34 protein-coding genes and 3 pseudogenes are annotated in these 22,412 nt (G+C 43.8%); 6 read left to right on the forward strand and 31 right to left on the reverse strand.

The genetic code is table 11. The features are described 5' to 3' along the window. Positions 1-85 precede the first annotated feature (85 nt). From BKN38_RS01915 to rpsJ, 31 genes and pseudogenes are all read right to left on the reverse strand, one after another. The gene (locus BKN38_RS01915) at positions 86-292 is read right to left on the reverse strand and encodes a hypothetical protein (protein ID WP_066456642.1); all 207 of its coding nucleotides are present in this window, start codon (positions 290-292) and stop codon (positions 86-88) included. Positions 293-319: 27 nt separating this feature from the next. Next, the gene (locus BKN38_RS01920) at positions 320-964 is read right to left on the reverse strand and encodes a hypothetical protein (protein WP_066456649.1); all 645 of its coding nucleotides are present in this window, start codon (positions 962-964) and stop codon (positions 320-322) included. 283 nt (positions 965-1,247) lie between these two features. After that, the gene (gene rplQ / locus BKN38_RS01925; RefSeq protein ID WP_066456659.1) at positions 1,248-1,601 is read right to left on the reverse strand and encodes a 50S ribosomal protein L17; all 354 of its coding nucleotides are present in this window, start codon (positions 1,599-1,601) and stop codon (positions 1,248-1,250) included. 11 nt (positions 1,602-1,612) lie between these two features. Beyond that, complete coding sequence (locus BKN38_RS01930; RefSeq protein WP_066456660.1) at positions 1,613-2,626, reverse strand: DNA-directed RNA polymerase subunit alpha; 1,014 nt, start codon at positions 2,624-2,626, stop codon at positions 1,613-1,615. Between the two features lie 21 nt (positions 2,627-2,647). Beyond that, entirely contained in the window at positions 2,648-3,274 is a 627-nt protein-coding gene (rpsD, locus tag BKN38_RS01935) for a 30S ribosomal protein S4 (RefSeq protein ID WP_066456661.1), read from the reverse strand. A 9-nt stretch (positions 3,275-3,283) separates the two neighbouring features. Next, positions 3,284-3,673 carry a 30S ribosomal protein S11 gene (gene rpsK, locus BKN38_RS01940; protein ID WP_066456662.1) on the reverse strand — a complete coding sequence of 130 codons (390 nt, stop codon included), beginning with the start codon at positions 3,671-3,673 and terminating at the stop codon, positions 3,284-3,286. 12 nt (positions 3,674-3,685) lie between these two features. Further along, positions 3,686-4,054, reverse strand: a complete 369-nt coding sequence (gene rpsM, locus BKN38_RS01945) for a 30S ribosomal protein S13 (protein ID WP_066456663.1) — start codon at positions 4,052-4,054, stop codon at positions 3,686-3,688. A 3-nt stretch (positions 4,055-4,057) separates the two neighbouring features. After that, positions 4,058-4,171, reverse strand: a complete 114-nt coding sequence (gene rpmJ / locus BKN38_RS01950) for a 50S ribosomal protein L36 (RefSeq protein ID WP_066456664.1) — start codon at positions 4,169-4,171, stop codon at positions 4,058-4,060. A gap of 133 nt (positions 4,172-4,304) precedes the next feature. Continuing rightward, positions 4,305-4,523 carry a translation initiation factor IF-1 gene (infA, locus tag BKN38_RS01955; RefSeq protein ID WP_066456667.1) on the reverse strand — a complete coding sequence of 73 codons (219 nt, stop codon included), beginning with the start codon at positions 4,521-4,523 and terminating at the stop codon, positions 4,305-4,307. Positions 4,524-4,536: 13 nt separating this feature from the next. Continuing rightward, positions 4,537-5,295: a type I methionyl aminopeptidase gene (map, locus tag BKN38_RS01960; RefSeq protein ID WP_066456669.1), complete on the reverse strand. Its 759-nt coding sequence runs from the start codon at positions 5,293-5,295 to the stop codon at positions 4,537-4,539. Between the two features lie 61 nt (positions 5,296-5,356). After that, positions 5,357-6,616, reverse strand: coding sequence for a preprotein translocase subunit SecY (secY, locus tag BKN38_RS01965; RefSeq protein ID WP_066456670.1), 1,260 nt, complete (start codon positions 6,614-6,616; stop codon positions 5,357-5,359). 20 nt (positions 6,617-6,636) lie between these two features. Then, on the reverse strand, positions 6,637-7,092 hold the full coding sequence (rplO, locus tag BKN38_RS01970) for a 50S ribosomal protein L15 (protein WP_066456671.1): 456 nt from the start codon (positions 7,090-7,092) through the stop codon (positions 6,637-6,639). A 34-nt stretch (positions 7,093-7,126) separates the two neighbouring features. Further along, positions 7,127-7,567 carry a 30S ribosomal protein S5 gene (gene rpsE, locus BKN38_RS01975; RefSeq protein WP_066456674.1) on the reverse strand — a complete coding sequence of 147 codons (441 nt, stop codon included), beginning with the start codon at positions 7,565-7,567 and terminating at the stop codon, positions 7,127-7,129. 9 nt (positions 7,568-7,576) lie between these two features. Further along, positions 7,577-7,933 (reverse strand): 50S ribosomal protein L18, encoded by a 357-nt coding sequence (gene rplR, locus BKN38_RS01980; protein ID WP_066456677.1) that lies wholly within the window; start codon positions 7,931-7,933, stop codon positions 7,577-7,579. A gap of 13 nt (positions 7,934-7,946) precedes the next feature. Continuing rightward, positions 7,947-8,483: a 50S ribosomal protein L6 gene (rplF, locus tag BKN38_RS01985; RefSeq protein ID WP_066456680.1), complete on the reverse strand. Its 537-nt coding sequence runs from the start codon at positions 8,481-8,483 to the stop codon at positions 7,947-7,949. Positions 8,484-8,492: 9 nt separating this feature from the next. Beyond that, positions 8,493-8,888, reverse strand: coding sequence for a 30S ribosomal protein S8 (rpsH, locus tag BKN38_RS01990; protein WP_066456681.1), 396 nt, complete (start codon positions 8,886-8,888; stop codon positions 8,493-8,495). Between the two features lie 10 nt (positions 8,889-8,898). Next, positions 8,899-9,084: a type Z 30S ribosomal protein S14 gene (locus BKN38_RS01995; protein WP_066456683.1), complete on the reverse strand. Its 186-nt coding sequence runs from the start codon at positions 9,082-9,084 to the stop codon at positions 8,899-8,901. A 1-nt stretch (position 9,085) separates the two neighbouring features. Continuing rightward, positions 9,086-9,631, reverse strand: coding sequence for a 50S ribosomal protein L5 (gene rplE, locus BKN38_RS02000; protein ID WP_066456685.1), 546 nt, complete (start codon positions 9,629-9,631; stop codon positions 9,086-9,088). Positions 9,632-9,634: 3 nt separating this feature from the next. After that, positions 9,635-9,865, reverse strand: coding sequence for a 50S ribosomal protein L24 (gene rplX, locus BKN38_RS02005; protein WP_066456687.1), 231 nt, complete (start codon positions 9,863-9,865; stop codon positions 9,635-9,637). Beyond that, the gene (gene rplN, locus BKN38_RS02010; RefSeq protein ID WP_023930279.1) at positions 9,865-10,233 is read right to left on the reverse strand and encodes a 50S ribosomal protein L14; all 369 of its coding nucleotides are present in this window, start codon (positions 10,231-10,233) and stop codon (positions 9,865-9,867) included. The genes rplX and rplN overlap by 1 nt, the downstream gene beginning before the upstream one ends. A gap of 1 nt (position 10,234) precedes the next feature. Next, a complete protein-coding gene (gene rpsQ, locus BKN38_RS02015; RefSeq protein ID WP_066456689.1) occupies positions 10,235-10,495 on the reverse strand; it encodes a 30S ribosomal protein S17 in 261 nt (86 codons plus the stop codon). Further along, positions 10,492-10,686, reverse strand: a complete 195-nt coding sequence (rpmC, locus tag BKN38_RS02020) for a 50S ribosomal protein L29 (RefSeq protein WP_066456691.1) — start codon at positions 10,684-10,686, stop codon at positions 10,492-10,494. The genes rpsQ and rpmC overlap by 4 nt, the downstream gene beginning before the upstream one ends. Further along, positions 10,673-11,098, reverse strand: coding sequence for a 50S ribosomal protein L16 (gene rplP / locus BKN38_RS02025; RefSeq protein ID WP_066456693.1), 426 nt, complete (start codon positions 11,096-11,098; stop codon positions 10,673-10,675). Before rplP ends, rpmC begins: the two co-directional genes overlap by 14 nt. A 2-nt stretch (positions 11,099-11,100) precedes the next feature. Then, positions 11,101-11,808 (reverse strand): 30S ribosomal protein S3, encoded by a 708-nt coding sequence (gene rpsC, locus BKN38_RS02030; protein WP_066456695.1) that lies wholly within the window; start codon positions 11,806-11,808, stop codon positions 11,101-11,103. 107 nt (positions 11,809-11,915) lie between these two features. Next, positions 11,916-12,353 (reverse strand): annotated as a pseudogene (rplV, locus tag BKN38_RS11610) (50S ribosomal protein L22); the annotation flags it as partial. A gap of 10 nt (positions 12,354-12,363) precedes the next feature. Next, the gene (rpsS, locus tag BKN38_RS02040) at positions 12,364-12,645 is read right to left on the reverse strand and encodes a 30S ribosomal protein S19 (RefSeq protein WP_066456697.1); all 282 of its coding nucleotides are present in this window, start codon (positions 12,643-12,645) and stop codon (positions 12,364-12,366) included. Positions 12,646-12,654: 9 nt separating this feature from the next. Next, positions 12,655-13,482, reverse strand: coding sequence for a 50S ribosomal protein L2 (rplB, locus tag BKN38_RS02045; RefSeq protein WP_066456701.1), 828 nt, complete (start codon positions 13,480-13,482; stop codon positions 12,655-12,657). An 11-nt stretch (positions 13,483-13,493) separates the two neighbouring features. Then, positions 13,494-13,775: a 50S ribosomal protein L23 gene (locus BKN38_RS02050; protein ID WP_066456702.1), complete on the reverse strand. Its 282-nt coding sequence runs from the start codon at positions 13,773-13,775 to the stop codon at positions 13,494-13,496. Positions 13,776-13,790: 15 nt separating this feature from the next. Continuing rightward, positions 13,791-14,483: a 50S ribosomal protein L4 gene (gene rplD / locus BKN38_RS02055; protein WP_082942596.1), complete on the reverse strand. Its 693-nt coding sequence runs from the start codon at positions 14,481-14,483 to the stop codon at positions 13,791-13,793. A 9-nt stretch (positions 14,484-14,492) separates the two neighbouring features. Next, a complete protein-coding gene (gene rplC / locus BKN38_RS02060) occupies positions 14,493-15,074 on the reverse strand; it encodes a 50S ribosomal protein L3 (RefSeq protein WP_066456704.1) in 582 nt (193 codons plus the stop codon). 24 nt (positions 15,075-15,098) lie between these two features. Beyond that, positions 15,099-15,413, reverse strand: a complete 315-nt coding sequence (gene rpsJ, locus BKN38_RS02065) for a 30S ribosomal protein S10 (RefSeq protein WP_066456706.1) — start codon at positions 15,411-15,413, stop codon at positions 15,099-15,101. Between the two features lie 350 nt (positions 15,414-15,763). Here rpsJ and BKN38_RS02070 point away from each other — a divergent pair, with 350 nt between their 5' ends. The 6 genes and pseudogenes from BKN38_RS02070 to BKN38_RS02090 form a co-directional block, all read left to right on the forward strand. Next, complete coding sequence (locus BKN38_RS02070; RefSeq protein ID WP_066456708.1) at positions 15,764-16,888, forward strand: ATP-binding protein; 1,125 nt, start codon at positions 15,764-15,766, stop codon at positions 16,886-16,888. Positions 16,889-17,079: 191 nt separating this feature from the next. Then, positions 17,080-19,302 (forward strand): annotated as a pseudogene (gene topA, locus BKN38_RS02075) (type I DNA topoisomerase); the annotation flags it as partial. A gap of 301 nt (positions 19,303-19,603) precedes the next feature. Next, positions 19,604-21,031, forward strand: coding sequence for a radical SAM protein (locus BKN38_RS02080; protein WP_066456714.1), 1,428 nt, complete (start codon positions 19,604-19,606; stop codon positions 21,029-21,031). Positions 21,032-21,272: 241 nt separating this feature from the next. Further along, positions 21,273-21,407 carry a hypothetical protein gene (locus tag BKN38_RS11615; protein ID WP_256325511.1) on the forward strand — a complete coding sequence of 45 codons (135 nt, stop codon included), beginning with the start codon at positions 21,273-21,275 and terminating at the stop codon, positions 21,405-21,407. Between the two features lie 48 nt (positions 21,408-21,455). After that, positions 21,456-22,097 (forward strand): BspA family leucine-rich repeat surface protein, encoded by a 642-nt coding sequence (locus BKN38_RS02085; RefSeq protein ID WP_066456717.1) that lies wholly within the window; start codon positions 21,456-21,458, stop codon positions 22,095-22,097. Between the two features lie 12 nt (positions 22,098-22,109). Next, positions 22,110-22,397, forward strand: a pseudogene (locus BKN38_RS02090) (BspA family leucine-rich repeat surface protein); the annotation flags it as partial. Between the last annotated feature and the right edge of the window lie 15 nt (positions 22,398-22,412).

The raw sequence follows: 22,412 nt of genomic DNA on the forward strand, positions 1-22,412 counted from the left end.
AAGATAAGGCGCGCTTCAAAATGCCAATAAATCTTAAGTTTTGGCGCGTCTTAGATTCTAGCAGATAATAGATTTTGGTAAATAATCAATTTTGCAGTGATTTTAGATTCTGGCAGATATTTAGATTTGGCAGTTTAGATTCTGGCAAATGATAGATTTTTGTAAATAATTGATTTTGCAGTGATTTTAGATTCTGGCACGATTTGTTTTCTAAGCTAAAGCATTCTGTCTTTTGGCTTTTTATATAAAATCCCAGAATCAAATATGGCGCAAAAGACCAATCTAGATTCATTTTTATCCTTTTATCTTTTTAAGCTTTTTAATCTAGCCAGTAGTTCTCGGAGCCTTTTTTGTATCGGTATCGTATTTTTTCTTCTATATCATACGCTGCTGCTTTGCCTTGTGATTCTAGTGCCTGCTGGCTTTTTTGCTGCAATATATCAAGCAGCTTATCCATATCTTGCATTTCACCATTTGAAGCGAGGGCATATAGCTTGACTTCAGAAATTTTATATTTGTCAATGTTGTAGATTCCGACAATCCAATCATCATAAAATCTCGCAGACAAAATATCTACGCGGCATCCAAAATCGCCATATTTATAAAATCTCCATCTATTCCAAAGCCCTATCAAAAAATAAGAAGCTTTGATATACATGCCCTCATCAGTGAGTGCGATTTTGGCACGAGGCATGATAAAAAATGAATTAAAAGCAATAAGCATAAGAATGCTAGGGATGAGAATATGCAACAAAAAGATGATTATATCATATATATCGCCTCTAGTTTGGGCAAAGCTATTGTAATAAAATGTGATAATCGCGTATGAAGCAAAAAACACTATCAGCAAGACGATGCGTCGCAAAAATCTTTCAAATATAAACCATGCCTTCTTTGGAAAGGTATATTTAAATTCATATATGATTTTGTCTTGCTGTGGTTTTGCGTAGCTGGAGTGGTTCATGGTGTCACCTGATGTTTTGGGTTTATTATTACTGCGTTTTGTTGAGCGCTTGGTTTGTTTTGGGTTTTTTGGTTTGGCATGTTTTTGTAATTTGTTTTAGGATTTAGAAAAAGTGACTTTTGGGGAGAATCTAGAAGCGCGGATTAGGCTATTTAGCTTTATCGGATTTGTATTATTTTGTATTTAGCTTTGCGCTTGGGGGTTTTGCGCTGGATGCGTGCTGCATTTGGATTCTACAAGCCTTGAAGTCTCAAAAGCACAGAATCCAAACCCTAGCAAAACCTTAAGAAACAAACTCGATAATAGCCATTTGTGAAGCATCGCCCCTTCTGGTTCTGGTGCGATTGATTCTAGTGTATCCGCCATTTCTATCTTTGTAGTTGGGCGCGATTTGTGTCACCAGCTTTTTGGTGGCGGATTTGTTTTGTAGATAGGCATATACCAAGCGATGCGCGTTGAAATCGCCTTTGCGCGCGGTGGTGACAAGCCTTTCGATATAGGTTTGCAGCTCTTTTGCTTTAAACACGCCGGTTTCTATTTTTTCATTGGTGATAAGCGCTATAGCAAGATTTTTCAGCAACGCCTTGCGGTGAGAAGAAGTCCTGCCTAGCTTTCTATATCCATGATTATGTCTCATGATATGCTCCTTTATTTTGCTTTGCCGATTTTTTTGTTAAACGCATTTAGCACTTCACTGCTTAGCACAGTGCCGACAGGATAGCCTAGAGATGCCAGCTTTTCTGCGATTTCATCATATGATTTTTTACCCATATTTTTGATGTTTTTCAAATCATTTTCGCTCATCTTCACTAGCTGCCCGATGTATTGGATTCCCATTTTATCTAGGCAGTGGAAGCACCTTGTGCTAAGGTTTAGCGTGTCGATTTTGATAAGCAGATTTTTGATATCTATAGCATCTTCTGAAGCGCCTTTGGAGTCAGAATCTACCACTGAAATATCCTCGCCAAATACGCGCAGCTGCCTTTGTGCCATAGCGATGGCATTTTTAAACACATCAAGAGGTGCTACCTGTCCGTCTGTCTGTATCTCAAACACGATTTTTTCGAAGTTTGGATTGTCATCTATCAGCATATCTTTGATTTCATAGACGACCTTTTTTACCGGGGTAAAATACGCATCTAGCGGGATAAGCCCAATCTCGCCGGTAAAATCTTTGTCTTTACGCACCAAATCATTTGGCTTAAAGCCGATAGAGTATTTTACAACGATAGAAAAACTAAACTTCGCATCTTCATTGATAGTCGCCAGATAGGCATCTTTATTGACGACATCGATTTCATCAGTAGCAAGGTTTGCGCCGCGAAGCTCCATAGGGCCGCTAAACTCATAGTTTAGTCGTATGGTATTTTTTGGCTCTGCGCCTTTGCTAGCAAAGCGGATGTTTTTTAGATTTACGATAAAAGGCGTCACATCCTCTGCGATACCTCTTACTGAATCAAACTCATGCGAAACACCATCGATATGCAGCATCACAGGCGCATAGCCGGGCGTGCATGACATCATAAGCCTACGCAAAGGATGCGCGAATGTGATAGCATATCCCGGCTCAAAGGGCCATACGCTGATACGCACAGCATTTGAACCTATATCCTCCATAGCAACATGTTCTGGAATGTGGGGAATAGTCTTAAAAATATCCATAATTTACCGCCTCTTAAATTATTATTTAGAATACAATTCTACTATCAATCTTTCTTCGATAGGAATCACAACCTCTTCTCTTTGCGGATAGCGTGTGAAAATGCCTAGTCGCTTATCCTTATCTACATCTACCCATGGCACGATACCCACTTGCGCGGTGAGATCTGCGGCAGCTGCGATTTGTGGGTTATTTTTGGATTTTTCTTTGACTTCTATTTTTTGCCCTTGTTTGACAACATAAGAAGGTATATCCAAGCGCTTGCCATCTACAAGGATATGTCCATGTGTGACTAGCTGTCTGGCAAATCGTCTAGTAGTCGCAAATCCCATGCGATACACGACATTATCAAGTCTGCACTCGATAAGTCTTATGAGATTCTCCCCGGTGTTGCCCTCTTGTCTGTTTGCTTCAACAAAAATAGAGCGGAATTGCTTTTCAGAGATTCCATACATAGCTTTTGCTTTTTGTTTTTCTCGTAGCTGCAAGCCATATTCAGAGATTTTACCTCTTCTTTGTCCATGCTGTCCGGGCGCATAAGGGCGCTTATCTAGCGCGCTTTTTCCTGCAAGTCTGCGCTCGCCTTTGAGTGCCAAACTTACGCCAAATCGTCTTTCTAGTTTTTCTACTGGTCCTCTATATCTCGCCATATTTTCCCCTTACACTCTTCTTCTTTTAGGAGGTCTGCAACCATTGTGAGGTAGCGGTGTCACATCTTTTAGCCAAAGCACTTTGATGCCTTCTGTAGCGCCTACGCTTTTTACTGCGGTTTCTCTTCCGCTACCAGGACCTTGCACTTTGATGCCAACTTCTTTGATTCCATGCTCTTTTGCTTTTGCTAGCGCGCTTTCTACAGCTTGTTGCGCGGCGTATGGAGTGGATTTTTTGCTACCTTTGAATCCAAGTCCGCCCGCAGTCGCCCAGCAAAGCACATTTCCCATTTCATCGGTTACGGTTACATTTGTATTGTTGAAAGAAGCAGATATACATACAACGCCGCGGGCAATATTTTTTTTAACCCCGCGTTTTTTTGTTACATTTTTTGCCATTATTACTCCCTATTAAGAACTTTTAGAACCAACGGTTTTACGCTTGCCTTTTCTTGTGCGAGCGTTGTTTTTGGTGGTTTGACCGCGCACTGGCAGGCCTTTCCTATGGCGCAAGCCACGATAGCTTCCTAAATCCATAAGAGACTTGATGTCTAGCTGCACTTTTTTACGCAAATCACCTTCTACCATATAAGATTCTTGAATCTTTTTGGAGATAATGGATACTTCATCTTCGCTGAGATCATGAACTCGCTTATCAAAAGAAATATTTACTGCATTTAGAATATCTCTAGAGCTTTTTAGCCCGATACCATAAATGTAAGTAAGAGCGTATTCGACCCTTTTTTTCTTTGGCAAATCTACACCAGCAATTCTAGCCATTTGTTATCCTTGTCTTTGTTTGTGTTTGGGGGTTTGGCAAATCACGCGCACAACGCCCCTTCGTTTGATAATCTTGCACTTATCGCACATCTTTTTGACCGATGGTCGAACCTTCATCATTTCTCCTTTATTTTTTGTAGATATACGCCACAAATGCCTAACCAACGCGGTTTGATAGCCATCATAGAAAGCAGCGCAATCAAAACTAAAAACGCAGATTCTACCCAAAAATAGTTTAAAAGCGGCTTATTTACTTATATCTATAAGTGATTCTGCCCTTATCTAAACTATATGGTGTGAGCTCTAGCTTCACCACATCGCCGGGCAGAATCTTGATATAATGCATTCGCATTTTCCCGGCAATATGACAAAGCACGACATGCCCGTTATCCAACTGCACGCGAAAAGTCGCATTTGGCAGTGCTTCTATCACTTTTCCATCGACTTCTATCACATCATCTTTAGCCATTTCTCTCCTTTTCTTAAGCTTGAGTAAGTATCCTAGCCTTGCCATCAATAATCGCTATCGTGTGCTCATAATGGCTGCCATTTAGCCCATCTTGTGAGACGACAGACCATTTATCTGCAAGTATCACCGGCGCGCCATCTTTTTGGCAAATCATAGGCTCTATGCAAAAAACCATGCCTTCTTTTATCTTGGGGCCTTGTTTGGGGTTTGGCGCGCCAAGCAGGTTTGGAATCTCTGGCTCTTCATGCGGTCTGCGCCCTATGCCATGCCCGCAGAATCCATCTAGCGGCACATAGCCTTTGGATTTGATAGTGTTTTCCAAAAATAGGCTAAGCTCTTTAAAATGCATGCCAACTTTTATCGCATCAATCGCTTTATAAAGCGTGTCTTTGGTGCAATCAATAAGCGCTTCATCGCTAGAATCTATTTTGCCTATGCCAATAGTCACCGCACCATCGCCAAACCACCCGCCAATCTCCGCACCCAAATCAATCCCCAAAATATCGCCCTCTTTTAGCTTATAATCACTGGGGATACCATGTATGATGACTTCGTTTAGTGAAAGGCAAGTAGTGTTTGGGAATCCATAAAGCCCTTTGAATGCGGGCTTTGCTTGCTGGGATAGGATATAATCTTCTGCGATTAGATCTAGCTCTTTTAGGCTGACACCTACTTTTGCGTGAGCTGATACTTTATCCAGTGTCCTAGCTACGATGCTAGATGCTTTGGCAAGCATGGAGATGTCTTTTTTGCTTCGGATAGCTATCGCCAAACTAAACTCCGATTTTTTCTATGTGTCATTTATGATCTTTTGTAGCGACGCTAGATTCTGCCTAGAATCCAACAGCGCTTAGCGTTTTGTATTTATTCATATAGATTTGCGCTTCGATTTTACGCATCGTATCTATGGCAACTTGCACGACAATAAGCACCGCTGTCCCGCCAAAATAAAACGGCACGCCCAAAAGCTTAACCAGAATCCAAGGAAGTGTCGAGATGATAGCCAAATACAGCGAGCCCCAAAGGGTTAGATTATTTGCCACAAAGTTTAGGAAAGACGCAGTGCCTTCACCCGGACGCATACCGGGTATGTATCCGCCTTGTCGCTTGAGATTATCCGCTATGTCTTTGGCATTAAACACAATAGAGGAGTAAAAATAAGCAAAAAATATCACTAGCAAAAACATCAAAACATGGTGCAGATATTGGCTAGGATTTAACATATCAGCGATAAATTGCAAGTATTTATTGCTAGATGCCTGCAATATAGTAGAAGGGAAAACGATCAATGCTGAAGCAAAAATAGGCGGAATCACGCCGCTTAGATTTAGCTTAATAGGGATGTAGTTCATTATGCGCTTGTTTTGATTCTGCATGATGACTTTGCGCGCGTAGGATATGGGGATCCTGCGCTCGGCAAGCTCTATATACACTATCGCCCATATTGTTGCAATGATGATGCCAGCGATGATGATAAGGCTTAGGATATTTATCTCGCCTTTATTTACAAGCCCAAATGTCGAGGCTATCGCGCTTGGGATACCAGAAACAATACCACCAAAAATGATGAGGCTTATACCATTACCCACGCCGCGTTGTGTTATCTGCTCGCCTATCCACACAAGCAGCATCGTGCCTGCAAGCATCGCAAACACAGAGATAATCAAAAACTCTGTCATATCAATTAGTATCGCGCCATTTACACCATTGCCAATACTTCGCAAGCCAAAAGACACGCTGATAGCCTGCACGATAGTGATGAGAATCGTCACATAGCGGATGATTTGCATATATTTTTGCATACCATCGCGCTCTTTTTTCATTTTTGCCAATGGTGCAAAAGTAGCCGAAAGCAGCTCCATAACAATCGAAGCGGTAATATAAGGCATAATCCCAAGCGTGATAATACTCAAACGCTCTACCGCATTTCCGCTAAACATATTAAATAAGCCAAGCGCGTTGCTGCTGTTGCTTTGGAAAAATTCTTTGATAGCCAGCACATCAACGCCCGGGATTGGCACATACGCCAGCACCCTGTATGCAAACAAAAATGCCAAAGTGATGAGAATCTTATTTACGATTGCCTTATTCATTATGTGTTTTGCCTATGTGTTTATTTTGATTGTCCGCTTACGGAGATTCTAGGGTCTTTTATCTTGCTAACAAGAGATGATGCGTTGCTGCCGATGATTTTTACGATAGCTTTTACACTGCTAGAATCTGTAGCTTTATCCAAAGCTTTGGCATTGCGCACAAAGCCGGGTAGCTTATGCACGCTAGAGATGCTCTCTATTGTGATTTCACTTAGCTCGGCTATGCCTTTAATCTTATCGATGCTAATCACATAAGGCTTGCAAATTTGCGTCCTAAAGCCTACTTTTGGAAGTCGTCTTTGAAGTGGCTGTTGCCCGCCTTCAAATCCGCGCTTTGCTTTGTAGCCTGTTCTTGCAGTTTGTCCTTTGCCACCTCTTGTGGAGGTTTTACCCATGCCGCTACCTTGTCCGCGACCTACTCTTTTGATATCTTTTGTGCTGCCTTCTGCAGGCTTGATGTTGTGTAATGATGCCATTATTTTCTCCTATGCCTAATATGGGCTTTGTGGATTATGCCTTGATTCTAGCAAGCGCGTCAAATGTTGCGCGCACGACATTGTATGGGTTGCTTGAGCCAAGAGATTTTGTAAGGATGTCTTTGATTCCGGCAAGCTCGATTACTGGGCGCGCAGAGCCACCGGCGATTACGCCTGTCCCTTCGCTAGCTGGCTTTAGCAGGATTCTGCTTGCGTTGTATTTGTGCTCGACGTCATGTGCGATTGTTGTGCCTTTGACATTGACTTTGATTACATTTTTGAATGCATCATCGATGGCTTTTCTTATCGCATCTGGCACTTCTTTTGCCTTGCCTAAGCCAAAGCCCACCATTCCATTGCGATTTCCTACTACCACAAGCGCGTTGAAGCGGAATCTGCGCCCGCCTTTTACAACCTTTGTAACCCTGCCGATATTTACAACAACTTCGCTGAATTCTTCTCTATTAATTTCCATAGAAATCCTTTATAGTGTAATTCCATTTTCTCGCAATGAGTCTGCAAACGCCGCCACAACACCATGATACAAATAGCCATTGCGATCAAAAATCGCTTGTGAGATGCCTTTTTTGCTTAGCTCGCCAGCAAAGACTTTGGCTATTTCTTTGGCATTGTCTTTGTTGTTGCCTAGTTTTAGCTTTTTGCCATCTACGCTAGCTATGGTAGTTTGCTTCACATCATCTATCGCTTGCGCGTATAGATATTTGTTGGAGCGAAATACGCTGATTCTAGGGCATTCAGCGCTGCCATTTAGCTTGCCTTTGATGCGAAGCTTTCTTTTTAGTCTCAATCTCTTTTTAGATTCTAGTATTTTTGCTGTCATTATGCGCCCCTAATTATTTCTTGGCTGTTTTTCCGGCTTTGCGGATGATGGTTTCATCGATGTATTTGATGCCCTTTCCTTTATAAGGCTCTGGCGGTCTAAACTCTCGAATCTCTGCAGCAATCTGCCCAATTTGCTGTTTGTCATTGCCTTTGATGATGACTTGGTTTTTATCGACTGATATTTCTACGCCTTCAGGGATTGGGTATTTTACAGGATGTGAAAATCCAAGTGCTAGCTCTAGCGTTTTGCCTGCCACACTAGCTTTGTAACCTACGCCATTGATTTCTAGCGTCTTGCTAAATCCGCTAGTAAGTCCCACGACGATATTATTTGCCAAAGCGCGATATGTTCCCCAAAATGCTCGCGATTGAGGAGCAGAATCTAGTGCAGAAAAAACTAGCTCTTTGCCACTCACTTCGATTTTCACGCGTCCATGAGTCTCTAGTTCCTTTGTTGCTTTGGCGCCTTTAAACACTATTTTGCTCCCTTCTAGATTCACTTGGATAGAATCTGGGATGCTAATGGGTTTTTTTCCAATTCTTGACATATTTTTCTCCTACCAAATGCTACACAATGCTTCGCCGCCGACATTGGCGCGATATGCTTCATCATTGGCGATGACACCTTTGCTTGTGCTTACAACAATAGTTCCATATCCATTTTTGAAGCGTTTGAGCTCTGATCTGCCTTTATACACGCGGCGACCGGGCTTGCTGATGCGCTTTAGCTCATTAATAGCGGATTTTCCGCGCTCATCGTATGCGAGCTGCACCAAAATAGATTGCTTGCCTTGCTCATCTTTTACGCTGTAATCTTTGATAAAACCTTTTGCTTTGAAAACTTCCAAAATAGAAACGACGATTTTTGCATAATAGAGCGTCGTAGATTCTAGTCGTCTCATAGAAGCATTTCTAAGCCTTGTGAGAGAATCTGCAATAATATCATTTACCATAAATCACTCCTTACCAGCTAGCTTTTCGCAATCCCGGGATTAGCCCCTCATTGCCCATTTTTCTAAGGCACACTCTACAAAGCCCAAAATCTCTATACACAGAATGTGGTCTGCCGCACACTTTGCATCTTGTGTAAGCCCTAGCGCTAAATTTCGCTTTTCTGCCAGCCTTTGCTATCATAGATTTTTTTGCCATGTTATCTTCCTTTTGCGAATGGCATACCAAACAATTCAAGAAGTTTGTATGCTTGTTTGTCATCTTGCGTTGAAGTCACCATTGTGATATTCATACCATGTGTAACCATAATATCATCATATACCACTTCTGGGAACATAAGCTGTTCGTTTAGTCCAAAGCTATAATTTCCCCTGCCATCAAATCCATTTCGTGGGACACCGCGGAAGTCTTTCACGCGAGGCAGTGATATGACGATGAGCTTTTCTAGGAAGTTATACATTTGATTGCCGCGAAGTGTGACTTTGACACCCATAGGCATACCTTCTCTCATCTTAAAGCCAGCTACAGATTTTTTTGCTTTGGTGATGATAGTTTTTTGCCCGGCGATTAGCGAGATAGTGTCAGCGATGTTTTGCATGATTTTAGAATCTTTTGCATAATCGCCAGCACCCACGCTAATCACGATTTTTTCAAGCTTGGGAAGCAACATAGGATTCTGGATATTAAGCTCGCTTTTTAGCTGCGATTTTATCTCGTCGTTGTATTTTTTCTTTAGCGCAAACATCGCCTACTCTCCCTCTTTTTTGACATTTGAAATATGTATAGGCATCTCTTTATTTACAAAGCCACCTTTTTTGTTTTCTTCCGTAGGCTTTATCGCTTTTTTGGCGATTTTGCAACCTTCTACGATCACTTCTGATTTTTTGGGAAATACGCGAAGTATTTTTCCGCTCTTGCCTTTGTCATCTCCGGCGATAATCTTTACCATATCGCCTTTTTTGATTTTAAACTTTGCCACTATAACACCTCCGGAGCTAGCGATACTATTTTCATAAAATTCGCATATCGCACTTCTCTACTCACAGGACCAAAGATTCTCGTCCCAATAGGTTCTTTCTTTGCGTCCAAAATCACTGCTGCATTGTCATCAAATCGCACCAAAGAGCCATTTGCACGATGTATTTCTTTTTTGGTTCGCACTACGACTGCTTTGACGACTTGAGCTTTTTTAACTTTGCCATTTGGGATAGCCTTTTTCACAGAAGCCACGATGACATCGCCCACGCTCGCATATCGCTTATGGCTACCGCCAAGCACCTTAATACACATAATCTCTTTTGCGCCGCTATTATCAGCTACATTTAATCGTGTAAAACTCTGTATCATACTATACTCCTACCGAGACTATCTCTTTGAGATTGAAAGCTTTTGTCTTAGAGATGGGCTTGCATTCTATTGCCAAAATCTCATCGCCGACTTTTGCTTTGTTGGACTCATCATGGATAGTGTATTTTTTAAATCTTTTGACGATTTTGCGGTATTTTGGATGCACCACTTTGCGCTCTACCAATATCACCACGCTTTTATCGCCAGCCTTAGAGACGACTTTGCCTTGTATGACTCTTTTATGTGTCTGAACCTGATTCATGAATTGATCCTTTTTGCGGATATTGCTGTCCTGATTCTAGCGATATCCTTTCTTGCCACTGCGATTTCACTAGTATTAGTAGAGCGCATTGTTTTGAGCTTTAAGCGCAATTCAAAAAGCTCGGACTTCTTGTCTTTTAGCATTTTTTGAAGCTCTGCTAGATCTTTCTCTTTCAAATCAGTAAATTTCATTTTCACTCTCGCTAGTTATGATTTTTGTTCGGAAAGGAAGTTTGCTTTGTGCCAAAGCCAGCGCCTCCCTAGCCATACTTTCTTCAACGCCGGTGATTTCATATATGATTCTGCCGGGTTGTATATTCATCACCCATTTTTCCACAGCACCCTTACCTTTACCCATTCTCACTTCAAGAGGCTTGGCGGTTAGTGGTTTGTCTGGAAAAACGCGTATCCAAACCTTACCCGTTCTTTTGATATGGCGAGTAAGCGCGATACGAGCAGCTTCGATTTGTCGAGAATCTATTCTGCCCAGCTCAAGCGCTTTGATACCGATATTTCCATACGCTAGTGAAGCGCCGCGCAATGACTTACCGCGATTGCGCCCTTTCATCTGCTTTCTGTATTTTGTTCTTTTAGGCATCAACATAGCTATTGTCTCCCTCTTCTAGGTTTTGGTCTAGATTCTCGTGCTTCTTCAGCATCATCTCGTTTTTCTGGTTGGATGCCTTTTTGGAGAATCTCACCTTTAAATATCCATACTTTAACGCCAATGATTCCATAAGTCGTGAAAGCTTCGGCAAATCCATAATCGATTTTCGCACGCAGTGTATGCAAAGGAACGCGCCCCTCCATATACCACTCTGTGCGCGCCATCTCTGCACCTGCTAGGCGTCCAGATACTTTTATCTTGATGCCTCTAGCGCCAGATTTCATAGCAGATTGCATTACCTTTTTCATCGCTCTGCGGAATGCTACGCGTTTTTCTAGCTGTGTAGCCACATTTTCTGCGGCAAGTTGCGCGTTTGCTTGCGGGCGCTTGACTTCTTTGATATTGATAGAAACATCTTTTTTGATAAGTGCTTTTAGCGCTTCTCGTTTGTTTTCGATGTCTGCGCCCTTTTTGCCGATGATAAGACCCGGGCGCGCTGCTACTACGGTCACGCGGATTTTGGCTGCTGCGCGCTCGATAATCACCTCGCTAATCCCTGCATAATAGAGCTCTTTTTTGAGGAATTTTCTAATCTTATGATCTTCAAGGATGCTAGCAGGCGCAGTCTTTGCACTAGGAAACCATCGAGAAGTCCAGTTTCTGTTGATACCTAATCTTAGTCCAATTGGATTGACTTTTTGTCCCATAGTTACTTATCCTCACCTTTTGGTTTTTTTGCTTCTTTTGAAGTTGCTGCCTTGGGGGCTTTTGATACAGAATCTTTAGCGGCTTTGGCTTTGGATTCTGTGTTTTTAGATTCTGCTTTTGAAGCGGTAGCTTTTGTGCTCGCTGACTTTTTGGCAACTTTAGATTCTGTGCTAGAATCTAGCTTTTTGCTAGCATTCTTTGACGCAGCTTTTTTTGCGTTTGCTTCGCTCTCACTCAAAACTTCTACCAAAATATGAGAAGTGGGTTTGCGGATAGGAGTCGCCCTACCACGCGCCCTTGGCATAAATCTACGCAACACAGGACCTGCATCTACCCTGCAAGAATAAACCACAGCGCTTTGCGCGTCATACCCGCCATTTGCCACCGCAGAAGCGATGACTTTGGCGATGATTCTAGCAGCTTTGTTAGTGGTGAATTCTAGGCTCGCAAGCGCTAGCTCTACATTCATGCCCTGCACTTCTCTAGCGACTAGGCGCGCTTTTGTAGGGGATAGTCGGATAAACCTCAATAATGCTTTACTCATCGTCTCCCCTTTACTTACCTATTTTCTTTTGGACACTGCCTTTGTGCCCTTTGAAAGTTCTCGTAGGTGCAAACTCACCAAGCTTATAGCCCACATGATTTTCTGTGATATACACAGGCACAAACGCCCTGCCATTATGCACATTGAAAGTCATACCAATCATATCTGGCAAAATGGTGCTTCTTCTAGACCAAGTTTTGATAGGCTTGCTATCTTTTGTTTGCTTAGTTTTAGCAACCTTTTTTGCCAAATGCTCATCAATAAAAGGACCTTTTTTAATCGATCTTGCCATCTTACTTCCTTACTTTTTCTTCTTTGAAATGATAAGCCTATCGCTTGCTTTTTTCCTGCGAGTCTTGTAGCCTTTAGCTGGCAATCCCCAAGGAGATACCGGATGACCGCTAGAGCCTGTTTTGCCCTCACCTCCACCATGTGGGTGATCCACTGGGTTCATCGCGCTACCTCTTGTTTGTGGGCGCACGCCAAGATGCCTATTTCTACCAGCTTTACCGATAGAGATGTTGATAAAGTCTTCATTTCCCACTACGCCGATAGTCGCCATGCACTCATCTAGTATATAACGCATCTCACCACTTGGCATACGAAGGATAATATATTTACCTTCGCGCCCCATGATTTGCGCGCTCGCACCAGCACTGCGCGCTAGCTGTCCGCCAGCACCGGGATGCATTTCGATATTATGCACGATTGTTCCGATTGGGATAGCCTTTAGCTTCATAGCATAGCCGGTTTTGATATCCAGTCCAGATTCTGCTGCAAATATGCTATCGCCTACACTCAAGCCACTTGGCTGAAGGATGTAGCGTTTGTCGCCATCTGCGTAAGTGATGAGTGCAATTCTGCAGTTTCTGTATGGATCGTATTCTATCGCGCTTACTTTGCCTTCTATGCCAAATTTATTGCGCTTAAAATCTATGATACGATAGAGCTTCTTCGCGCCGCCTTCTTTGTGTCGGCTAGTGATGCGCCCATTGTTATTGCGCCCTGCTGTCACTGGAAGCTTCACTAGCAGTTTGCGCACGCTTGGTTTAGAAGTAATGTCATTAGAGCTAAGATTGCTCATAAACCTTCGGCTGGGGGTGTATGGTTTATATGTTTTGATTGCCATTTACAAACTCCTTATACTGATAGCGAATCTATCTTCGCGCCCTCTGGGACTTTTACATAAAATTTCTTATATGAGCTTCTTTGTCCCACTCTGCCTTTGAAGCGCTTTGTTTTGCCTTCTTGGCGCAAAGAGTTGATTTTCAGTGGAACCACACCAAAATACTCCATAAACACCTGCTTTAGCTGGTTTTTGGTAACCCTTGTGGATGTTTGCACTACCATAGTGCCGCTTTCTTGAAGGGCAAGCGTCTTTTCTGTGTATAGGATTGATTTGATATCGGTAATATCTGCCATTTCTTTTTCCCCTTCTTACTTGGATTCTGCTTTAGAGTCCGCTTTAGGTTTAGCTTTTGATGAAGCTTTGGATTCTGCTTTGCCAGCATTTTGGCTACTTCCCAAAAACTCATCAAACACCGCTTTTTCTATCACTACCGCGTGAAAAACTGCTACCAAATACGCATTTAGCTCATTTGCATCGATAAGATAGCAATTTTGCAGATTGCGATATGCTAGGAAAGTTTTTTCATCTTGGATAGAGCTAGATACCAAAAGCACGCTGCGCTCGCCTAGTGTTTTTAGGATATTGTTAGCATCTTTTGTCTTGCCACTAGCCACCGCTACAGAATCCACCACAAAAAGCTTGCCAGATTCTGCTTTTTGCTTCATGGCAAATTCTAGCGCTAGGCGTTTTTGTTTTTTGTTGATTTTTATATCATAGTTGCGGTTATTGCTAGGACCATGTGATACACCACCACCTACAAATACCGGCGATGTGATACTACCAGCGCGCGCGCGTCCGCCGCCTTTTTGCGCCCATGGCTTTTTGCCACCGCCGCTTACTTCGCCTCGTTTTTTAGCTTTTGCGTTGTTTGCTCGCAAAGAGGCTAGATATGATTTTACATAGAGGTATAGATTATGCTCTTTGATTTCATCATAGCTAGCTGGCAAAGCTACTTCGCTACTCTTTTTGAATTGTTTATCCAATACGATTGCGCTACTCATTTGTTACCCTTATGCTTTGATGATTGCTATCTTGCCAAACGCGCCATTGTATCCAGACACCGAGCCTTTGATGACTAGAATCTGACTTCCTTTATCAAAAGACACTATTTCTGCTTGCACGCTTACTTTTTCATTGCCATAATGTCCTGCCATTTTTTTGCCCGGCTGGACGCGTCCTGGCCACTCGCGGTTACCGATAGAGCCGACCCTTCTATGGAAGCGGCTACCATGCGCTGCTGGACCACCTTGGAAATTCCACCTTTTCATGACGCCGCTAAACCCGCGCCCTTTGGTGTTGAAAGTCGCTTTGATGCGTTTTGCACCTTCTAGCACAGAGAGATCCAAATCGCCCGCTTCTTTCGCCTCTGTCTCTAGTGTGACAAAGCGGTTAAACTCTTTGCTAAGGTTGTATTTTTTTTGCTGTCCAGCGATGCTTTTATTCATCGCTTTGCCCTTAGCATAAGCCACTAGCGCCTTGCCATCCTCTCGCACTTCGCACACCTTTGCTCCAAGCACGCGCAAAAGAGTCACAGGAATGCTCGGATTGCCTATGCTGCGGCTCATACCTATTTTTTCTACTATAAATTCCATGTCTTATCCTTGCCCTAATCTAAATTATTTGCTACTCATTGAAGTGACTTCTACATCCACCTCTGGAGCTAGATCAAGCTTCATCAAGCCCTCTACCGTGTCAGGCGTAGCAGAAACAATGTCGATAATCCTTGAATGCACGCGGATTTCAAACTGCTCTCTAGAATCCTTATTCACATGCGGTGAGCGCAAAACGGTGTATTTTCGACTTTTTGTAGGAAGTGGAATAGGACCGCATATCTCACTCCCAGTGCGTTTCACCGCCTCTACTATGGACGCCACAGAGCGATCCAAAACCCTATGATCATACGCCTTAAGCTTTAATCTGATTTTTTCCATGCTATTCCTTTTTATACATAAAGAACTCATTAAAACCATATCTGGCTCGCTAGTATCGCGACTTTTGCCAGCCCTAAAATCTAGCGCTTAATCTAAGCGTTTGCCTAGCATCTAGCCTAAGCGTTTAGCCAGCATTTATCGGGATTCTAGCGCGCAAAATATGGCAATGTGCTAAAATTGGAAGCGTGATTATATGAGAAAAACAAAAAATAGTCAAGTCTTTTGCCTATTTTTAGGCATAAATTGCAAATTTTATTTCCTTATAAAAAGGAACAAGATATTATCGCAGAATCCAAACAAACACAAAGCCAAAAGCTTGGCAAAAATTTGACATTTAAGGATTCTGCAAAATGATAGATTTTTTTAGCGCGTATGAAGAACGCGTCAAAAACACCACCATATACCCGCGCTCCTACGCGCTAGCGCCGGAGAAGCTCATCCTTTTTGGCGCGCCAAAAAGTGGCAAAACCTCTTTGGCACTCGATTTGGCAAGGCATTACAAAAAGCCGCTTTTCATAGATTGCGCTGATCCTAGAGTATCGCTAGATTCTGCGCAAAAGGTGCTTTTGAAGCTGTTTTTGGAAAAGCGCTTTGATATGCTAATCATCGATAATTACACACCAGCCTTCACCATCCCAAACCACAGCCACATCATCATCACTTCGCATAAAAACCCAAAAATGCGAGAATCCAAAATAGCAGAATCTAAAACGCTAGAATCCAGCGCATCAAAATCCAGCGCGCCAGAATCCACCCCCTCCATTCTCGCCGATTTTAGCGCGCATTGCATCCATCCGCTTAGCTTTGAAGAGTATGTCTCTTTCAGCAAATCATCACGCCTAGAATCCATATTTGCGAGCTTTGTAAAAGATGGCAACCTCCCAGAAATGCTCTTTTTGCCAGAATTCAAACGCGCGCTTAGACACCAAGAAATCATCGCCCTGCACTTCCAGCAAAACGCGCCGCTAGTGGCATTTCTGCTTGCATATCAGTCGCGTGAATTTAGCACTTATAATGTCTATTGCCACCTAAAACAGCAGCAAAAAATCTCCAAAGACAGAATCTACGCGCTCATCCAGCAGCTAGCCGATGAATGCGCCATCTCGCTGCTGCCACACGCCCATGCCACCAAGCGCGCGAAGCTTTATTTTTACAACTTCGCCCTGCCCTACGCACTTTCACCCGCGCCAAACTTTCAAGCGATTTTTGAAAATATGATTTTTTGCGAGTTTGCTAGGCGCGAGCTTGGCGTGGTGTATGATGATGAGTGCGATTTTGTGCTAGATTCTAGCGCGTTTTTTGCGATGCCTTTTCCTTCGCAAACGCAAATCGACGCAAAGCTCGCTAGGCTTTCAAAAGCGCATGAAGAGATAATTTTCATAAGCGTAGATAGCAATGTAGAAACGCACACGAGCGCAAAAGGCGCGTATAAAGTGATGAGTTTTATCGATTTTGCGCTGGAGTATTTTCAGTAGATTCTGTATATTTTGCGAGATTTTGCAGAATCTAAAATTTCGCGCGCAAGATTCTAACGCAGAGTTCTAGCGCGAGAATCCACCACCACAAAACCAGAATCCACCAAATCAATCTCCAATCACTAAACATTATATATGTATTTTCTTTTTTTGCTATAATGCCTGCTTCAAATTCAAGCAAAAGAGCCCCCATGAAAGATACGACCAAGCAAAGCACCACGCCAAAAAGCGCGACAAAAGACCTCATCATCGTAGAATCCCCCGCCAAAGCCAAGACGATAAAAACCTTCCTAGGCGATAATTACGAAGTCATCGCTTCAAAGGGGCATATCAGAGATTTACCCAAATTTTCTTTTGGCATCAAAGTAGCGGACAAAAACTTCCAGCCACAATACCAAATCGATGCCGACCACAAAGAACTCGTCGAGCAGATAAAAAAACTCTCCCAAAAAGCCAAAACCACCTACATCGCGACTGATGAGGACCGCGAGGGCGAGGCGATAGGCTATCATATCACTCAAGCCATCGATGCCAAAAAGCCGCTCGCCTCCTTCCCGCGCATCGTCTTTCATGAGATAACCAAAGGCGCTATCACGCACGCACTAGAAAATCCGCGCACCATAGATATGGATAAAGTCAATGCACAACAAGCTAGAAGGCTATTAGATAGGATAGTGGGATTTAAGCTTAGCGGGCTTATCTCTAGCAAAATCTCCAAAGGCCTATCCGCTGGGCGCGTCCAAAGTGCTGCGCTAAAAATCGCGGTGGATAGAGAGCGCGAGATAAGGGCGTTTGTGCCGCAGGATTTTTACACGATTCATGGCGTGTTTGAAGGCGTGGAAGCCGAGCTTGCCAGCTTTGAAGGGCGCAAACTCCAAAAGCTAGACATCTCTAGCCAAGCCCAAGCCAATGATATGCTAAAAGCACTCAAAGCCTCATCTTTTATCATCAGCGAAATAAGCAGAAAAACCAAAAAATCGCCAACCCCTCCGCCATTTATGACTTCTACTTTGCAGCAAAGCGCCTCTTCATTGCTAGGCTACTCGCCATCGCGCACGATGAGTATCGCCCAGCGGCTTTATGAGGGCGTGGCGACTGATAAAGGCACGATGGGTATCATCACATATATGCGGACAGATAGCCTAAATATCGCCACTATCGCGCAAAACGCCGCGCTAAAAAAGCTAGCAAAAGACTATGGCGACGCTTATGTCCCGCCAAAGCCCAAAATCTATGCCAGCAAGTCAAAAGGCACGCAAGAAGCGCACGAAGCCATCCGCCCTACCAATATCGACTTCACGCCTACCATAGCGCGCGCGTATCTGAAGCCTGATGAGCTAAAGCTCTATACGCTGATATACAATCGCTTCCTTGCTTCACAGACCACTGATGCCGTGTTTGAATCTCAAAGTGTGAGTTTTGAAAGCGATAAAGGCGTGTTTAAAGCAAATGGCAGGAAGCTTGTATTTGATGGCTTTTATAAGATTCTGGGAAATGAGGACAAAGACAAGCTTTTGCCGGAATTTAGCGAAAAAGCTAGCATCACGCCAAGCGAAATAAAAGCTACCAAACACACCACCGAGCCACCGGCTAGATATTCTGAAGCAAGCCTTATCAAAATGCTAGAATCGCTAGGCATCGGGCGTCCGAGCACCTATGCGCCGACCATCTCGCTGCTCGTCTCGCGCGAGTATTTAAGCATCCAAAACCGCCAGCTCATCCCTCAAGAATCTGCGTTTCAAGTGATTGGGATGCTGGAGGATTATTTCAATGAAATCGTGGATTCTAAGTTTAGCGCTGATATGGAGGAAAAGCTAGATTCTATCGCGCTTGCCAAGCACTCATGGCAGGAGGTGCTATGGGATTTCTATAAGCCATTTATGGAAAAGCTAGAATATGGCAAAGTAAATATCGTAAGCCAAAAGCTAGCCGCCCCCACCGGCGAATCCTGCCCCAAATGTGGCAAAGAACTGCTAAGGCGCAAAAGCCGATATGGCGAGTTTGTCGGATGCAGCGGCTATCCCAAATGCAAATACATAAAACGCGAAATCACCCCAGAAGTAGAAAGCGATGAAACATGCGAAAAATGCGGCAAGCCAATGGTGAAAAAACCCGGATTTAGAGGCGAGTTTTTGGCATGCAGCGGCTATCCAGAATGCCGAAACACCAAATCGCTAAGCGTCAAACCTAGCATCGTAGTAGAAGGCGTGCCATGCCCAGAATGCGGCGGCGATATCGTCGAGCGCATGAGCAGGAGAGGCGTGTTTTATGGGTGCAAAACCTATCCCAAATGCAACTTCACTTCAGCCATCCCGCCCACCAACACCAAATGCCCAGAATGCGGCTATATCATGGGTGAAAAGCATCTAAAAAGCGGCGATCTTTTGGAATGCCTCAAATGCAAATATCGCATAGACGCGCAAACGCATGAGCCTGTGAGCGCGCAGAGCGCAAAAGAAGCGCAAGATTCTGGCAAGGATTTTGGCAAAAGTGCTGGCAAGGGCGCTGACAAAAGCGCTAAAGATTCTGGTGCAAAAGCTAGCAAGGCAAAAGCTAGCACTAGCGCCAAATCTAGCGCTGCGACAAAAGGTGCAAGCACAAAATCAAGTGCCAACGCCAAAAGTGTAAAGAGTGTAAAAAGCACCAAAGCCGCTAAAAGCACTGCCTCCACCAGCGCCAAAACTGCCAAAAAATAATGCAAAACTGCTAAAAATAATGAATAATAATCAAGGCAAAAAAGATTTTGCATGCGCGCCAAAAGGCAATAATCCACGCAAAGCAGAATCTACGCCGAGCACACACACCAGCGCACCAGAATCCACCCCGCCAAAATCCCCGCCAATCATCTTTGGACCCGTGCTTTCGCGCCGCTTTGGCAGGAGTTTGGGCGTGGATCTATCACCTAGCAAAAAGCAGTGCAATTTTGACTGCGTGTATTGCGAGCTTCACAAAAGCGCGCCGATGGATTCTATGGAGGAAGTCCTGCCGCCAGCGCAGATTCTGCAGGCCATCGCTGAAGCGTTGCAGGCGCATAAAAACATCGATGTGCTGACATTTACCGCCACCGGCGAGCCGACGCTTTATCCGCATTTGCGCGAGCTCATCACTAGTGCCAAGCCGCTTTTGCCCGCGCATATCAAGACGCTCATTTTAAGCAATGGCTCGCGTTTCGCGCAGGCGCACGATGCATTGTTGCTTTTTGATATGGTGAAATTTTCCATCGATGCCGCGCTTGCCAAAGAGTTTAGAAAGATAGACCGCCCAAGCCGCGCGCTTGATTTGCCCGCTATGCTGGCGGCGATAGAGCGCTTCGCGCGCGAATATCGCGGCGAGCTTATCGCGGAGGTACTGCTCGTGGAGGGGCATAATGACACGCGCGAGAATCTCGAGGCAATCGCTGCATTTTTGCGCCGCGTGCGTGTGGCGCGCGTGGATATCGGCAGCATCGATAGACCAAGCGCATATCAAGTGCGCGCGGTGAGCGATGCGAAGCTGGCGTGGGCTAGCGGATTTTTCACAGGGCTAAATGTATCGCTACCCACACGCGCAAAAATCGCAAGTGAGAATCCAGCGAGCAAAAATCTAGCGGATGAAAATCGAGCTGGCGGGAATTTGGCAAATGAGAATCTAGCGCGCGAGGATTTGACAAACGAGAATCCTGCCAATAAAACCCACGCGCAAAACAGCAAAACCCCAGAATCCAAAAGCGCGAATGTCGCAAAAATAGATTCTAACAAGCCAAATTCTGACAAATTAGATTCTGCTTTGGATTTTGTTTTAGATTCTAGTGGCGCAAAAAGCAAATTATCAGATTCTAGCGCGTCAGAATCTATCTCGATAAACTCCACTTGCGCGTCAGAATCTGTCAAAGCAAAATCCAGCAAACCAATCAGTGCGCCAGAATCCAGCCATTCAAAAGCGAGTCTATCAGAATCCGCATTATCAGAATCCAGTTTGCCAGAGCCCAAAAGCTACGATGCGAGCGAGCTTTGCAAGCTCATCGCCACGCGCCCTATCGAGTGCGGCGAAGCGCGGATTCTTTTTGACAAACGCACGCTAGAAATCCTAGATTCCCTCGTGCGCGACAAAAAACTCACCATCAAAAAACAAGGCGCCCACGCCTTCTACACCGCCAAACGCTAAACGCCATAGCCGATATTTCCACACTCGCGACATCACAAAAACCGCGCCATCCACTCATTGCAAGGATCCGCAGAATCCAAAGCAATCCATATGTGACATATAATCTAAAAATTTATGGTTTTCGCAGCTCGCTAAAGAAGCTGCGCATTGCTAAAGAAACTCACCTTGTCGTCATTGCGAGGAGGCGCAGCCGACGAAGCAATCCATTTGATTTTTTAGATTCTGCTTCACTAAAAGATATTTGGCAGATTGCTTCGTCGGCTGCGCCTCCTCGCAAAGCGTTAGCTTCTTTAGCAATGACAAAATAAAGTTTTCTTTTGGTAATGACGATGATAAAGTGGCAAAAACACTAGAATCTAAAAAGCGCAGAATCTAAAAACGATTTTTAAGATATAATACCAAAATTAATTACTAAGGAGTCAAAATGACAACGCAGAATCTAAAATCGCCAAAAAACACCAGCGAAGCGCGGAATCTAAAAGCACTAAAATCAAAACTGCCAAATCTAAAACAGCTAGCTTTTATCGGCATAGCCGCGCTTGGCTTGATGTTTAGCGCTTGTGCTATCAATACAAACCCTTTGACTGACAAATCAAAGCATAAATACCGCCCGCAGACGCGCGATGAACTCGTGCAGCTGCTAAAAGATGAGTCTATCAAGCTAGACACGATAGATACGAGCAAAATCACCGATATGAGTTTTTTGTTTGCAGTGATTCCACCTTACTCTGAAAGCAGAAAGGATTTTAGCGGGATTGAGACTTGGGATACTAGCAATGTAACAGATATGAACAATATGTTCTCTTACGCAAAAACCTTCAACCAGCCGATAGGATCTTGGGATGTCAGCAATGTAGAAGATATGAGCTTTATGTTTAGGGAAGCAGAATCCTTTAACCAGCCACTAAATAAATGGAATGTAAGTAGGGTGAAAAATATGCTATGGATGTTTCGGGCGGCAACATCATTCAACCAGCCGCTAGATAAATGGGATGTAAGTAAGGTAAAAGATATGAATGGCATGTTTCAGCACGCAGAATCCTTTAACCAACCGCTAGAATCTTAGGATGTCAGCAAGGTAGAAAACATGGGAGAGATGTTTGTTGGCGCAAAATCTTTCGACCAAAATCTAGATGCGTGGGATACGCGATCTTTCGACCAGAATCTAGATGCGTGGGATACGCGCAATCTGGATGCTTTGGCTACTCACAACGCCAGAATGCAAATATATGATTCACCTATATTTTTAGACTCGCCACTAGAATCTAAGCCACCCAAATGGTATAAAGAGTGGCAGGACAAACTAAACAATCAGACCGAATGGTGGCATAAAGAGTGGCAAGACCAACTAAACAAACAAAAATAAAATAGCCAGAAAATA

This window comes from Helicobacter sp. CLO-3, assembly GCF_001854545.1.
In the GTDB taxonomy this organism is placed as follows: domain Bacteria; phylum Campylobacterota; class Campylobacteria; order Campylobacterales; family Helicobacteraceae; genus Helicobacter_B.